The sequence below is a fragment of the Streptococcus sanguinis SK49 genome, from assembly GCF_000212815.1.
In the GTDB taxonomy this organism is placed as follows: Bacteria; Bacillota; Bacilli; order Lactobacillales; family Streptococcaceae; genus Streptococcus; species Streptococcus sanguinis_C.
In genome coordinates this window covers 346022-359549 of record NZ_GL890985.1, presented here as the reverse complement: position 1 = coordinate 359549, position 13528 = coordinate 346022, and the positions used below count along the sequence as shown (strand labels likewise).

At 43.6% G+C, this 13528-nt stretch carries 13 protein-coding genes; 8 read left to right on the top strand and 5 right to left on the bottom strand.

Annotated elements, in window-relative coordinates; all coding sequences use genetic code 11:
* Nucleotides 1-7: 7 nt before the first annotated feature.
* The 4 genes from HMPREF9380_RS09085 (at nt 8) to HMPREF9380_RS09100 (ending at nt 3258) form a co-directional block, all read left to right on the top strand.
* Complete coding sequence (locus HMPREF9380_RS09085) at nt 8-673, top strand: HXXEE domain-containing protein (RefSeq protein WP_002932079.1); 666 nt, start codon at nt 8-10, stop codon at nt 671-673.
* A gap of 435 nt (nt 674-1108) precedes the next feature.
* Complete coding sequence (locus HMPREF9380_RS09090) at nt 1109-1708, top strand: TetR/AcrR family transcriptional regulator (RefSeq protein WP_002932075.1); 600 nt, start codon at nt 1109-1111, stop codon at nt 1706-1708.
* Nucleotides 1705-2268 carry a hypothetical protein gene (locus HMPREF9380_RS09095; RefSeq protein WP_002932073.1) on the top strand — a complete coding sequence of 188 codons (564 nt, stop codon included), beginning with the start codon at nt 1705-1707 and terminating at the stop codon, nt 2266-2268. Before HMPREF9380_RS09090 ends, HMPREF9380_RS09095 begins: the two co-directional genes overlap by 4 nt.
* A gap of 42 nt (nt 2269-2310) precedes the next feature.
* Entirely contained in the window at nt 2311-3258 is a 948-nt protein-coding gene (locus HMPREF9380_RS09100) for an alpha/beta fold hydrolase (RefSeq protein ID WP_002932072.1), read from the top strand.
* A 95-nt stretch (nt 3259-3353) separates the two neighbouring features.
* Here the strand turns inward: HMPREF9380_RS09100 and HMPREF9380_RS09105 are convergent, their stop codons facing one another.
* On the bottom strand, nt 3354-4793 hold the full coding sequence (locus HMPREF9380_RS09105; RefSeq protein ID WP_002932071.1) for a 6-phospho-beta-glucosidase: 1440 nt from the start codon (nt 4791-4793) through the stop codon (nt 3354-3356).
* A gap of 265 nt (nt 4794-5058) precedes the next feature.
* On the opposite strand from HMPREF9380_RS09105, the gene HMPREF9380_RS09110 reads away from it, so the two are divergent.
* From HMPREF9380_RS09110 to HMPREF9380_RS09125, 4 genes are all read left to right on the top strand, one after another.
* The gene (locus HMPREF9380_RS09110) at nt 5059-5739 is read left to right on the top strand and encodes an amino acid ABC transporter permease (RefSeq protein WP_002932070.1); all 681 of its coding nucleotides are present in this window, start codon (nt 5059-5061) and stop codon (nt 5737-5739) included.
* A complete protein-coding gene (locus HMPREF9380_RS09115; RefSeq protein WP_002901449.1) occupies nt 5699-6376 on the top strand; it encodes an amino acid ABC transporter permease in 678 nt (225 codons plus the stop codon). Before HMPREF9380_RS09110 ends, HMPREF9380_RS09115 begins: the two co-directional genes overlap by 41 nt.
* An 8-nt stretch (nt 6377-6384) precedes the next feature.
* A complete protein-coding gene (locus HMPREF9380_RS09120) occupies nt 6385-7134 on the top strand; it encodes an amino acid ABC transporter ATP-binding protein (RefSeq protein WP_002932068.1) in 750 nt (249 codons plus the stop codon).
* Nucleotides 7135-7222: 88 nt separating this feature from the next.
* Nucleotides 7223-8098 (top strand): cysteine ABC transporter substrate-binding protein, encoded by an 876-nt coding sequence (locus tag HMPREF9380_RS09125; RefSeq protein ID WP_032907164.1) that lies wholly within the window; start codon nt 7223-7225, stop codon nt 8096-8098.
* 135 nt (nt 8099-8233) lie between these two features.
* Here the strand turns inward: HMPREF9380_RS09125 and HMPREF9380_RS09130 are convergent, their stop codons facing one another.
* From HMPREF9380_RS09130 to HMPREF9380_RS09145, 4 genes are all read right to left on the bottom strand, one after another.
* Nucleotides 8234-8581, bottom strand: coding sequence for a VOC family protein (locus tag HMPREF9380_RS09130; RefSeq protein ID WP_002932064.1), 348 nt, complete (start codon nt 8579-8581; stop codon nt 8234-8236).
* Nucleotides 8582-8691: 110 nt separating this feature from the next.
* Nucleotides 8692-10467: a pyruvate oxidase gene (gene spxB / locus HMPREF9380_RS09135; RefSeq protein ID WP_002932063.1), complete on the bottom strand. Its 1776-nt coding sequence runs from the start codon at nt 10465-10467 to the stop codon at nt 8692-8694.
* Nucleotides 10468-10918: 451 nt separating this feature from the next.
* Nucleotides 10919-13141: a heavy metal translocating P-type ATPase gene (locus HMPREF9380_RS09140; protein WP_032907162.1), complete on the bottom strand. Its 2223-nt coding sequence runs from the start codon at nt 13139-13141 to the stop codon at nt 10919-10921.
* A gap of 10 nt (nt 13142-13151) precedes the next feature.
* Nucleotides 13152-13523, bottom strand: coding sequence for a cupredoxin domain-containing protein (locus HMPREF9380_RS09145; protein ID WP_002903781.1), 372 nt, complete (start codon nt 13521-13523; stop codon nt 13152-13154).
* Nucleotides 13524-13528: the final 5 nt, after the last annotated feature.

The window sequence follows — 13528 nt, the reverse complement described above, 5'->3', positions numbered from 1 at the left end:
TGTTGTTATGTTCAAACTGATTTCTGTTTGGTTAAAAATTTGGATTCCCATTCTCTTTGTTATGGGAATCGGTATTCTCTTATATCTTATCACAAATTGGACCACACTAGATGCTGGAAGCAGATTTGTCGCTATAATCTATGTCATGCTCCCTTTGCACTGTTTAGAGGAATGGAGATTTCCTGGCGGTTTTCATTATAACTACAACATGCTTCGGCGCTCTCAACAGCCCGATCGCTATCCTATGAATCAATTTTCTGATATGCTGACTATTATGTTAGCTGAATTAATTGGTATTGTCTGTCTTTTCTACGGTGTCAATCAGATCATTGTCATCTGGAATCTTATCTTTTGCTTTTTTGAAATGATTGGCCACCTGATTTTTGGGTTCAGTATGTACCGACGTTTTCGAACAGTAGGAAAAAGAACCATTTATAACCCAGGTTTTGCGACAGCGGTTGTCTTTACGCTTCATGCTATCTACTATGTTCTGAGCCAGTATCCTACAAATCTCCCCAGTTTGCCAATAATCATTTTAGCCATTATCAGTGGAATAGTTCTTGTAAGTAGTGTCGTTCTTATCCCTGAGCAACTGTTCAAATCAAAAGAGACCCCTTATCCTTTTGATAGCAATCGTTATTATGAAAAATATATCGCAAGAGAAAAAAACTGAATTCCCTTTCCCATTTCATAATCTTCTTTAAAAATTCTATGAGAAGTCGAAGGCATAGCTGAGTGACTAATACTCACCGAAAACCAAAAAGTTGCCTAGTTTTATTCTGCTATTTTAAGTTTGGCCTTGCGGCCAACCAGACATATCTAATGTTTGTTAGCTGTTATTTCCAACTCTATCGCGACAGAAACAATATAGACACACCTGACAAGTCTATCTGCTTTGGCAGTGGTGGGTGCTCTAAGGAAAATCTTTTAAAATGATACAGACTAAGGCTGAGACGTTATTGTCTCAGCCTTTTTCTTATATAAGTCCTTCTGGTTTTTTGACAACTAAATTTTATTTAGTTTTTTCTTGATTTTTTATATTTTATTTATTACAATATGAACAAGTTCATAAAATGAACGCATTCATATTTTGAAAAGGGATTTAAAAATGAAAGTAAGTAAAAAAGAAAAAAATCGTCAAGCTATTTTAGAAGTGGCAGGGGAGTTGTTTCGCTCTAAGGGCTTTGGAGCAGTTTCTATGCGAGAGATTGCAGAAGTCTGTGATATAGCTACCGGAACTCTATATAATTATTTTAAAAGCAAGGGGCAAATTTTTATTGAAATAGTTATCCAGAAGCAGTTTAAATTGACTACAAAATTTGATGAAAATGCTAAGACTTATACAGAGCTTGTGGCAAGTATTAAAAAGCAGATTATATCTGATGTTGGAACTATAACTGAAGTTGAGAAGTCCGACTGGCAGAGCATTTTTCAAATCCTCACCTCTGATGCTGATTCCAGTCAATATTTGAGCAACTTGCTGTATCTTGATAGTCAATATCTTCAATCAATTAAGACTTACTTGGAAAGCAAGGCCCATCTACTGCCGGAAAACTACCCAATCGACCTCCTGCTGGAAATACTTTATAACAGTTTAGGGCTTTTGGTAATCCGATATCTTTATACAGATATGCCATCATCACTTTTAATGGAAAAAGGATTGGAACAGATAGAATTTATCCTGGGACAGGGAGGAGTAAAATATTGAGAGATATTTGTACACCTAAGTTTTTACAGGAACTATTTGGACGGAAAACTAGCCTAATAACCATAGCTATAACGATGACCTTCTCTTTTCTGGTAACTGGATTGCTCTGGCGTCTTTCCTTGCCAAATCAGAATTGGCCATTATGGCAAATCATCACTTTTTGCCTCTTATCTGTAGATATCAGCGGCGGAGTGATTTCTAATTTATCTCAAGGGACTAATCATTATTATCAGGAGTCTGTAAAGCGACGATGTGTTTTCCTACTAATTCATATTCATCCCTTACTTCTAGCTCTACTTTTTAATCAATCTTTACTAACCTCTACTATGGTCTGGCTTGGTGCGATGATAGGCGCTCTGTTTGTAAGCGAACTACTGAAAGATTGCAGGGAGCAAGCATTAACTGGTGCTTCTATGGCGGGGGTGGGATGCATTCTTCTTATTAGCTACAGTAAATTGCCAATCAGTATGACAGCTCTTTTATCACTTTACCTGATTAAACTTCTATTCGCTTTTAGTGTAAACCACTATACGACCACTTGGAGTAAAGATCATAAATAAAAGTATGCGAGTCTAAAATACGATGAACAGAAAGGAATCCCTATGTTGAAAAGAATCTTTATATTTATCCTTAAAACAATCACTTGGCTGGTAGGACTCTTAGCCCTGACCTTATTGGCTATCTTTCTCTATCACCGCTTTCAAATAGCTCAGGAAAGCAAACTCATTGAGAAACCGATTGGTCAGCTAGTCGAGGTAGAGGGTAAGAAGCTTAATGTCTACACTGCTGGCAAGGGCAAGAAGACCTTGGTTTTCCTAGCAGGTCTGGGCACCAATGCTCCGGTGCTGGATTTCAAAGCTCTTTATTCCAAGCTGGAGGATGATTATCGTATCGTCGTGGTAGAACGTCTGGGCTATGGTTATAGCGATGATGGGAACGATGATCGCTCATTGGATAGACAAGTGGAGCAGACACGTACGGCCCTCAAAGCTGCTAAGATATCCGGTCCTTATGTCCTGGTACCACATTCGATTGCCGGTTTAGAAACGATTCACTGGGCCAATCATTACCCAGAAGAAGTAGAAGCTATTATCGGGCTGGATATGACCATGCCTCATACAGAGGTGGCCGACCAGCAGAAATTTTATGGTTCTTATCAGACTATCCAGTTTGGGAGAATGCTAGGCTTAGCCCGCCTACCGATTTTCTTTGATGAAAATAGCAGCCCAGCCATAAAGTCTGGAGCTCTCAATAATCAGGAAAAAGCTGTCTTTAAAGCCTTATTCCACCAGCGGTCAATCACTCAGGCGGTCATGAACGAAGTCAAGAATCGGAAGAAAAATGTTGAAACGATTAACAAAGAACCCGTGCCGCAGATTCCGACTCTTATCTTTGCGGCTGTCCAGAAAGGCGGAGAAGCTCCCAAGCTAGAGGAAGAGTTTGTCGCGCAAAATGCCCAAGCCAAACTTGTGACATTAGAAGGCTCCCACTATATCCATGACGAAAAGCCAGAGGAAATCGCCCAGCAAATAAAGGAGTTCTTGAAATAATGAATCTTGTAAAGCATTTAAATTTCAGTTAGACTAAAGTTCCTATAAAATATATACTTAAAAAAGGCTGAGACATTCATATCTCAGCCTTTTTCCTATTTTACAGATGCTCCGTTAGTCGCGATGACTTCCTTATACCAGTCAAAGGATTTCTTCTTAGAACGTTTGAGTGTTCCCTTACCTTCATTGTCCCGGTCCACATAGATAAAGCCGTAGCGCTTCTTCATCTCGCCAGTGCCGGCTGATACCAGGTCGATACAGCCCCAGGTCGTGTAGCCCCACAGCACCACACCGTCCTCATTGATGGCTTCTCGCATAGCCTTTACATGGGCTGCCAGATAGTCAATCCGGTAATCATCAGCCACATAGCCATTTTCATCCGGAGTATCCACTGCGCCCAGACCATTTTCCACGATAAACATGGGCTTTTGATAGCGATCCCAGATGGTATTTAACGTAATGCGCAAGCCCAGAGGATCAATCTGCCAACCCCACTCAGAGCTTTCCAAATAAGGGTTCTTGAGAGAAGCAAAGATATTGCCCTCGGTCAGCTCATTAACCTTAGGATCTCCCGAAGCCACCCGGCTAGAGTAATATGAGAAGGAAATGAAGTCCACCGTATACTCCTTGAGCAGCTGCAGGTCTTCTTCTGTCATTTCGACAGTGATGCCCTCGCGCTCCCAAGCTTTCTTGGCATAGTTGGGATATTCACCACGCGCCTGCACGTCGATGAAGAAATAGTTTTTCCTGTCTTCCTCCATACCAGCCCATACATCACGTGGATGACAGGTATTAGGATAATTTTGCCCTGCCGCCAGCATACAGCCGACCTTATTTTCCGGATCAATCTCATGAGCCAGCTTGGTAGCAATAGCTGACGCGACCAGCTCATGATGGGCTGCTTGGTATTTGACCTGCTCCTCATTTTCGCCTTCTTCAAAGCAGAGCCCCGCCCCCATAAATGGTGCATGGAGGATCATGTTAATTTCATTGAAGGTCAGCCAGTATTTGACCAAGCCCTTGTAGCGGGTAAAGAGAGTTCGGCAGAGACGCTCGTAAAATTCCAACATTTTGCGACTCCGCCAACCACCATATTGCTCAATCAAGTGCATGGGACAGTCAAAGTGAGTAATAGTCACCAAGGGCTCAATGCCATACTTGTGGCATTCCTTAAAGAGGTCTTCGTAAAATTTCAGGCCAGCTTCATTGGGCTCCAGCTCATCCCCATTAGGGAAAATCCGGCTCCAAGCAATGGACAGACGATAAGTCTTAAAGCCCATCTCGCCAAAGAGGGCAATGTCCTCCTTAAAGCGATGGTACATATCAATGGCTTCCTTGGCTGGGTAGAAATAGCCTTCCTCAAAGTCAAACATCTTTTTCTTACCCGTGATGATGGCCAGACGATCCTCACCAATCGGCACCACATCTACATTGGCTAGCCCGCGACCATCCGCATCATAAGCGCCTTCGCACTGGTTGGCAGCTGTCGCTCCGCCCCACAAAAAACCATCAGGAAAAGTCAGTTTTTTGGTCATCTTTTTGCCTCCTTAGTAAGATAAAAGATTTTCTATACTTTATAGTATAACAAAGTAAAATCTAAAATACTTATAACATAATGTCGAATAATAATATTATTCTATGACCGATTGATTTCACAGCTGAAATAACAAATTCCCAATCTGGCATTTCTCTTCAGACCAGTGATAGATTTTCCTTATCAGTGCGATAAAAAATACATATTACTAAAGGTCTGTTATCTATGCTAAACTAGGAACATCAAGTGTTTAAGGAGTGAGAGCCGTGAACTGGGACATCGTCAGTGATTACTATCCCCTCTATCAAGAGGCCTTTCTTTTAACCATGTTCATAGCCTTTTGGGGAATTTTGGGATCAATTGCTGTCGGATTCTTAGTCAGTCTGATTCGCTTTTACAAGATTCCAATTTTGAAGTCGCTAGCAACCGCCTATATCGAGTTTTCCCGCAATACGCCGCTGTTGCTGCAGCTTTTCTTTCTCTACTTCGGCCTGCCTCGTGTTGGACTCGTTCTATCCTCTGAGGCTTGTGCGACGATTGGGCTAATCTTTCTGGGCGGTTCCTATATGGCTGAGTCTTTCCGAAGCGGCCTTGAAGCAGTCAGCCGAACGCAGAGGGAAGTCGGACTCTCTATCGGCTTACGACCAGTACAAGTCTTCTACTATGTCATCCTGCCTCAGGCTGCAGCTATTGCCCTGCCTTCCTTTAGTGCCAATGTCATCTTTTTAATCAAGGAAACCTCAGTATTTTCAGCTGTTGCCTTGGCAGACCTAATGTTTGTAGCTAAGGACTTGATTGGCCTTTACTACGAGACAGATACAGCTCTGCTCATGTTGGTCATCGCTTATCTGATTATTTTGCTGCCAATTTCACTTGGCTTTAGCTGGATAGAAAGGAGGCTGCGGCGTGCAGGATTCGGGCATTCAAGTTCTCTTTCAGGGGAATAATTTCTTACGTATCTTACAGGGGCTGGGCGTTACCATTGGTATTTCCATTCTCTCGGTCATCATCTCCCTTATCTTGGGGACTATTTTTGGCATCATCATGACCTCGCACTCAAAAGTCGTGCGCTTTCTGTCCAGAGCCTATCTAGAGTTTATCCGCGTCATGCCCCAGCTGGTTCTGCTCTTTCTGGTTTACTTTGGCCTAGCCAGAAACTTCGACATCAATATCTCTGGTGAGCTTTCAGCCATCATCGTCTTCTCTCTTTGGGGAACGGCGGAGATGGGTGACTTGGTACGGGGTGCCATTACTTCCCTGCCCAAGCATCAGTTTGAGAGCGGTCAGGCATTGGGACTGTCGCAGCGCCAGCTCTATGTCTATATTATCATCCCGCAGGTACTGCGACGGCTTTTGCCGCAGGCGATTAATCTAATCACGCGGATGATTAAGACAACATCACTCATCGTCCTTATCGGAGTCATTGAGGTTGTCAAGGTCGGCCAGCAGATCATTGACAGCAATCGTCTGTCTATCCCTTCTGCTGCTTTTTGGATTTATGGCTGCATTCTGCTGCTTTACTTCGCAGTCTGCTTTCCTATTTCTAAGCTGTCCTCTTATTTGGAAACAATCTGGAAGGAGTAACGGACACCATGTCGGAAATCATTTTAGAATTACGGGGCATTCGCAAATCTTTCGGCAGCAATGCCATCCTTAAAGGCCTGTCTCTCTCTGTCCAAAAAGGAGAGGTCGTGGTCATCCTAGGATCATCTGGCTGCGGCAAGTTGACCCTGCTTCGCTGTATCAACGGTCTTGAAAGCATCCAGTCTGGTGATATTTTACTAGACGGCCAGTCCATCCTCAGCCAGAAAAAGGACTTCCATCTCGTTCGTCAGAAAATTGGCATGGTCTTTCAAAGCTATGAGCTCTTCCCCCATCTGGATGTCCTGCAAAATCTGATTCTTGGTCCTATAAAGGCTCAGGGGCGCAAGAAGAACGAGGTCATTAAGGAAGCTGAAAGCCTGCTGGAGCGGGTCGGCCTGGCTGATAAAAAGCACAGTTTTACTCGCCAACTGTCTGGCGGCCAAAAGCAGCGGGTGGCAATCGTCCGTTCGCTCCTCATGCACCCGGAAATCATCCTTTTTGATGAGGTGACTGCTTCGCTGGATCCCGAGATGGTCCGCGAAGTGCTAGAGCTCATTAATGACCTAGCTGAGGAAGGCCGGACCATGTTGATTGTGACCCACGAAATGCAGTTCGCCCGCGCCATTGCCGATCGGATCATCTTCATGGACCAAGGTGGTATCCTTGAGGAAAATACCGCCCAACAGTTCTTCAGCCAACCCAAAACCCAGCGAGCTCAGGAATTTCTCAATGTCTTTGACTTCAGCCATCTAGGCTAACAGTTATGCCTACCCCACCACTGATGTGGCTGCTCTTTGGTATCTCTGTGTTTTCTTCACCTTCCCATATCTTATAAAGGAGTCTCTTATGAAATTATCTAAAACAATCTTTGCTTTAACAACCCTAACTCTGGCTTTCTTCCTTGTCGCTTGTGGCGGTTCCAGCAAGAAAGATGCTGGTAACAAAGACGCAGCTTCCAGCAAAACAGTCAAGGCCCGCAGTCTGGAGGAAATTAAAAAGAGCGGTAAACTCCGCATTGCGGTTTTCAGCGACAAGAAACCGTTCGGTTATGTAGATAACAACGGAAAATATCAAGGCTATGACATTTATCTGGGCGACCAGCTAGCCAAAGATTTGGGCGTTAAGCCAGAATACGTGCCTGTAGATGCTGCCAACCGGGCTGAATACTTAATCTCCAACAAGGTTGATATTACCCTAGCCAACTTTACTGTCACAGACGAGCGCAAAAAACAAGTTGACTTCGCTCTGCCCTATATGAAAGTATCTCTCGGAGTTGTATCACCAAAGGGCTCAGTTATCACCAAGCCTGAGCAGTTGGAAGGTAAGACCCTAATCATCACCAAGGGAACCACAGCTGAAACCTACTTTGAAAAGAACTACCCGAATATCAAGCTGCAAAAGTATGATCAGTACAGCGATGCTTACCAAGCCCTGCTGGACGGCCGCGGCGATGCCTTTTCTACGGACAATACTGAAGTCCTAGCCTGGGCGCTGGAAAACAAAGGCTTTGAAGTTGGCATCACTTCTCTGGGTAATCCAGATACCATTGCCCCAGCTGTGCAGAAAGGCAATACCGAGCTGCTCAACTACATCAACGACGAAATCAAGAAACTTGGCAAAGAAAACTTCTTCCACAAGGCCTATGAAGAAACTCTCCACCCAACATACGGCGAAGCTGCTAAGGCTGATGACCTAGTTGTTGAAGGCGGGGAAGTTAAATAAACCTGCTGATATAGAGCAAGAAGTTAGAAAAAACTCAATTTCTAGCCGAAATATAATAATAGTTCACATAAAAACGCATAAAATCAACACTTTTGTAATCAGTTGATTTTATGCGTTTTTTCTATTTAAACAGACCTATTTCATTCTATAAAAATCAATCACTAGACCAGCTGGGCCTTTAACCAGCAGGGATTCTGTTCCCCAATCGGTTACAGCCGGGCCGTGTAAAATCTCAGTACCAAGCTCTTTAAACCGTTTGTAGTTCTGCTCTACATCTTCTACCTCGATATGAAGAATGATGCCTGATTGGAAATTTTCCAAAGGAATCAAATGATTTTGGGACAACATGAGGCAATGACTGCCAATCGTGAACTGAGCAAAACTGTCGTCAACATAATCGGACTTTTTATCCAAAATACGCTCCAAGTCAGCACAGACTTGGGGAACATCTGGAACGATAATATCTAATTGATTTAAATTCATTGACTATTCTCCATAAAAAGACCGAATTGCTCCGATCTTTTCAAGTTCAACTCTAAGAAAATCAAAGAATAAAGGCTACAAAGTTTACATTTGATTTTCGGCGAGAGGAATTATTTGATTGCGCGTGATTGTAATCCTTCTTCTTCCAAGAAGAGGCGGAATGGTACGAGTTCTTCTGCTTCGTATTTTTCCTTGAAGGCTTTGATGGCTTCTTCTGAGTGTTGTTTTGGATCCAACTCAAGTACTTCTACTGGAAGTGGACGGTGTTGAGAGATGCGAGCATCGATAACAACAGTTTTACCTTCTTTGTTCAATTTAACAGCTTCTGCAACAACTGCATCGATATCTTCGATACGGTCAACTGTAAATCCAACAGCTCCTTGAGCTTCAGCGATTTTCGCGTAGTCCGCGTTAGGGAAGTCACAACCAAACAAGTGTTTGTTTGTGTCTTCGTATTTGTCCTTGATGAAGGCATATTTACCATTTGAGAAGACAAGGTTGATAACTGGAAGGTCGTATTGAACGTTTGTGATAACGTCTGGGTAGCACATGTTGAATGCACCGTCACCCATGATGTTCCATACTTGGCGATCTGGATTGTCTTTCTTAGCAGCGATACCACCAGGAAGGGCAATACCCATTGTCGCAAAGAGTGGAGATGTACGCCACATGTTCTTAGGTGTCATGTGAAGGTGACGAGTAGATGTTTGAGTAGTGTCACCTACATCGATTGAGTAGATAGCGTCTTGGTCAGCATGTTTGTTGATTGCATTGTAAACTTGGTACAATTGCAATTCACCCTCAGTTTTACCTTCGAGTTTGTTCATGTAATCACGCCAGTTTTGGTTGTTCTTCACGTTTGCACGCCACCATGGAGTAGATTCTACTGAGTTCACTTTGTCAAGGATTGCTTTCGCTGCTTGACCTGCGTCACCAAGGATTGAAGCGTCAAGGGCATGACGTTTACCAAGTTTGTATGGATCGATATCGACTTGGATGAATTTTTCAGTGTTCTTGAAGGCTTCGTAAACTTCAGCAAATGGGAAGTTTGAACCAAGGAAAAGAACTGTGTCTGCTTCAAAGACCACTTCGTTGGCTGGTTTCCAACCAACACGGTAAGCAGAACCTGTCAAACCTTCATAGTTCCATTCGAAAGCTTCAAAGTTTTTACCAGTTGTGATGATTGGTGCTTTGATTTTACGTGACAATTCAGTGATTACTTCACCAGCTTTAACACCACCAAATCCAGCATAGATAACTGGGCGCTCAGCCTTGTTCAAGATTTCAACTGCTTTGTCAATTTCAGTTTCGTTCAAGGCAGGAGCGATGAATGAACGCTCGTAAGAACCTGATCCGTAGTATGAGTTTTCGTCGATTTCTTGGAAACCGAAATTTACTGGAATTTCAACAACAGCTGGACCTTTTTTAGAAACTGCAGCACGGCAAGCTTCGTCGATTACTTTTGGCAATTGCTCAGCGTAAGCTACACGTTTGTTGTAGACAGCGATACCGTTATACATTGGATTTTGATTGAGCTCTTGGAAGGCATCCATATTGAGTTCGTTGACTGGACGTGATCCAAGGATAGCAAGGAATGGAGTGTTATCCATAGCTGCATCGTAAACACCGTTAATCAAGTGAGTCGCACCTGGACCACCTGAACCAACTGCAACCCCGATTGAGCCGCCGAATTTAGCTTGCATCACCGCTGCAAGAGCACCAGTTTCTTCGTGGCGAACTTGCAAGAAGCGGATATCTTTGTCTTCAGCCAAAGCATCCATAAGTGAGCTGAGTGTTCCTGATGGGATACCGTAAATGGTGTCTACGCCCCATGTTTTCAATACGTTGAGCATTGCTGCAGATGCAGTAATTTTTCCTTGAGTCATAAGAATAACTCTCCTTCAATAAATTAAATTTTCAGTTATTGAAAACATTTCCATTTGTGAATGAAAACGCTTCAAGAAACTTTACTATATCAATTTACCATGTTTTTTCTCACTTGTATAAGAATATGCTCAGAGATGCTCAATCCCTATTACATGACAGATGTTCTTTTTGAGAAAATTTCACAAACTTATAGTAGAATAGGATATTTTATTATAATTTGCATGCACCTCTAAGACTTGTAGCTGTAGGAAATCGAACAAAAAGAGACTGGGACAAAAGTCCTAGCCTCTTAATTGTTTTTGGATTGTCGAGCAAGACGCAGTGGTTGAGTGGGCTCTACTACATTGATTTCATTAGCTTTTACAGCCCTACTCAACTGTGCGGAGGTGAGACGACGAAATCGAATTCTAACGAATTACCGATTTCTGCCCCACTCTCTTTTTATTTCATTTAATCAATTTTCGCAACATTGAGAAGCAGCGAGCTAGTCAAAACAGACACAGAACTTAAGGCCATGGCAAGACCTGCTAGTTCTGGATTGAGGGTCAATCCCAGTCCTGCAAAGACTCCAGCAGCAATTGGAATCCCAAGGATATTGTAGATAGAGGCCCAGAAGAGATTGAGTAAGATCCTGCGGAAGGTCTTTTGACTCATGTCAAAGGCGCGCACAACGCCAAGTAAATCATTTTGCGTGAGCACGATGCCACCGGACTCGATCGCAATATCCGTTCCAGATCCCATAGCGATCCCCACATCCGCGATCGAGAGAGCTGGAGCATCATTGATCCCATCTCCAACAAAGGCGACCTTGCTAGCTTCTTGCAGTTTTTGGATGGCGCTAGCTTTTTCTTGAGGAAGGACATCAGCAATGACGGTGTCAATTCCCACTTGCTTAGCAATAGCTTGGGCCACCCGTTCATTATCCCCCGTTAACATGACCGTTTTCAAGCCCCGTTCTTTGAGCTTTTTGATCGCTTCTTTTGAGCTGGCCTTCGGAGCATCTTGAATGGCAATCAAGCCAATCACTTGCCCATCCACAGACAAACTGATCACTGTTTTGGCCTGCTCTTGCAACTCTACCATCCGTTTTTCAAGCTCCGGATCCATCGCTGTCCCGTCATGAAGTTTGCCATTTCCCAAGGTCACCAACTGCTGGTCGATCTGACCTTGGACCCCTTTTCCTTCAATCGCTTGGAAGTTTTCCACAGGGGATAACACCAAACCTTTTTCTTCTGCTTGGGATAACACCGCTTGGGCTAGTGGATGTTCTGAAAAAGTTTCAAGACTAGCAGCCAGTGTCAAGACACGCGCTTCATCTCCTACAACATCGGTTACAAGTGGTTGGCCAATGGTAATAGTCCCTGTCTTATCAAACACAACGGTTTGAATCTTTTGCACTTCTTGAAGAACTGTTCCATTTTTAATCAGAACGCCCATCTTGGCACTACGGCCGGTTCCGACCATCAGGGCTGTTGGGGTTGCTAAACCAAGGGCACAAGGACAGGCAATAATGAGGACAGAGACTGCATAGAGCATGGCCTCTTGAAGCGACGCGCCCAAAAGCACGGACCAAACCCAGAAAGTCGCAATGGCCAAAATCGTCACCACTGGAACAAAGATACCTGAAATCTTATCCGTCAAATCTTGAATAGGAGCACGACTGGATTGGGCCATTTTGACAAAGTCCACAATTTGAGATAGGAGGGTCTCACTACCGACTTTTTCAGCCTTAAAGAGAATGGTCCCATTGCTGTTGATAGTGGAGCCGATAACTGCATCACCAACTGATTTTTCCACAGGCAAGCTTTCACCTGTCACCATCGACTCATCAATGGTCGTACTTCCTTCTACAATCGTCCCATCAACCGCGATCTTTTCCCCAGGACGGACCCGAATCAAGTCATCAATTTGGATATCTTCTGCCGCAACCTCGACATAGTTCCCATCACGGAGAACTTGAGCCGTTTTTGCCTGCAAATCCAACAACTTTTCCACAGCCTCGGAGGCATTGTTACGCATCCGTTCTTCAAAGATTTGCCCTAAGAGGACAAAGAAGATGATAAAACCCGCAGCCTCAAAGTATACTGGCTGACCAGTAAAAAGGGCAAATACACTATAGACATAGGCTACCAGGGTTCCAAGAGCTACCAAGGTATCCATATTGGAATGATGCTTCTTAAATGAGGCCCAGGCACTCTTAATAAAAGGAACTCCTGCTACCAACATGATCGGCGTTGTCGCTAGAAAAGTCCCCCAGCGACTGACTGGATGGGATACAAATCCTGCCATCATCCCGATCATCAAGATCAATAAGGGAAGAGTAAAGATACTAGTAATCCAAAAGCGACCCCGTAAACTTAAGACACGACGGCGTTTTTCCACAACCGTGTAGGAACCCTTTTGCATCTTCATTCCACATGAAAACTCGAAGTCCCCTGTTTCTGTCGGAGTAAAGGATATCACCTTATCCACACCGACTTCCAAAGGCTCTAAAATCCCCTGATCTTCAAACAAAATTTCCTTGTAACAGCCGGAAGGATTGACCCGATGGAAGGTGATTTCAGCAGGGATCCCTTTTTGAAGTTGAAATTCCTTTGGACTATAGCCTTTTTCTGCTGTAATACGGATCTTTTGCACTCCGTTTTCCACAACTGCTTTTTGTTTTTCTACCATACCTACTCCTTTATTCCACAATCATGTGACCATGCATCATGTTCATTCCACATGAATACCCATATTCGCCCGCTTTTTCTGGCGTAATTTCAATGACATGTTTTTCACCTAAAGGCAAATCTTCATGAACGCCAAAATCTGGAAAGATCACTTGAGCCAGACATGAAGATGGATCCTTGCGATTAAAGATGATCCGGGCTGGAACATTCTTTTTCAGGACAATGGTTTCAGGCGAATAGCCCCCCATGACTTCGACTTCAATTTCTTGATAACCTGATTTCTGACGAGCGTGGCCGCTTACCTTTTCATGCTCTGCAAAGAACCACCAAGCAATAAAGACAACCACAAGTAAACAAACAATACTAATCAACAATCCAAACATGGAAT

What these genes read in the sequence shown, in the direction of transcription:
- HMPREF9380_RS09085 (WP_002932079.1), top strand. Translation starts at nt 8, where the DNA reads ATGTTCAAACTGATTTCTGTTTGGTTAAAAATTTGGATTCCCATTCTC.
- HMPREF9380_RS09090 (WP_002932075.1), top strand. Translation starts at nt 1,109, where the DNA reads ATGAAAGTAAGTAAAAAAGAAAAAAATCGTCAAGCTATTTTAGAAGTG.
- HMPREF9380_RS09100 (WP_002932072.1), top strand. Translation starts at nt 2,311, where the DNA reads ATGTTGAAAAGAATCTTTATATTTATCCTTAAAACAATCACTTGGCTG.
- HMPREF9380_RS09105 (WP_002932071.1), bottom strand. Translation starts at nt 4,793, where the DNA reads ATGACCAAAAAACTGACTTTTCCTGATGGTTTTTTGTGGGGCGGAGCG.
- HMPREF9380_RS09120 (WP_002932068.1), top strand. Translation starts at nt 6,385, where the DNA reads ATGTCGGAAATCATTTTAGAATTACGGGGCATTCGCAAATCTTTCGGC.
- HMPREF9380_RS09125 (WP_032907164.1), top strand. Translation starts at nt 7,223, where the DNA reads ATGAAATTATCTAAAACAATCTTTGCTTTAACAACCCTAACTCTGGCT.
- HMPREF9380_RS09130 (WP_002932064.1), bottom strand. Translation starts at nt 8,581, where the DNA reads ATGAATTTAAATCAATTAGATATTATCGTTCCAGATGTTCCCCAAGTC.
- spxB (WP_002932063.1), bottom strand. Translation starts at nt 10,467, where the DNA reads ATGACTCAAGGAAAAATTACTGCATCTGCAGCAATGCTCAACGTATTG.
- HMPREF9380_RS09140 (WP_032907162.1), bottom strand. Translation starts at nt 13,141, where the DNA reads ATGGTAGAAAAACAAAAAGCAGTTGTGGAAAACGGAGTGCAAAAGATC.
- HMPREF9380_RS09145 (WP_002903781.1), bottom strand. Translation starts at nt 13,523, where the DNA reads ATGTTTGGATTGTTGATTAGTATTGTTTGTTTACTTGTGGTTGTCTTT.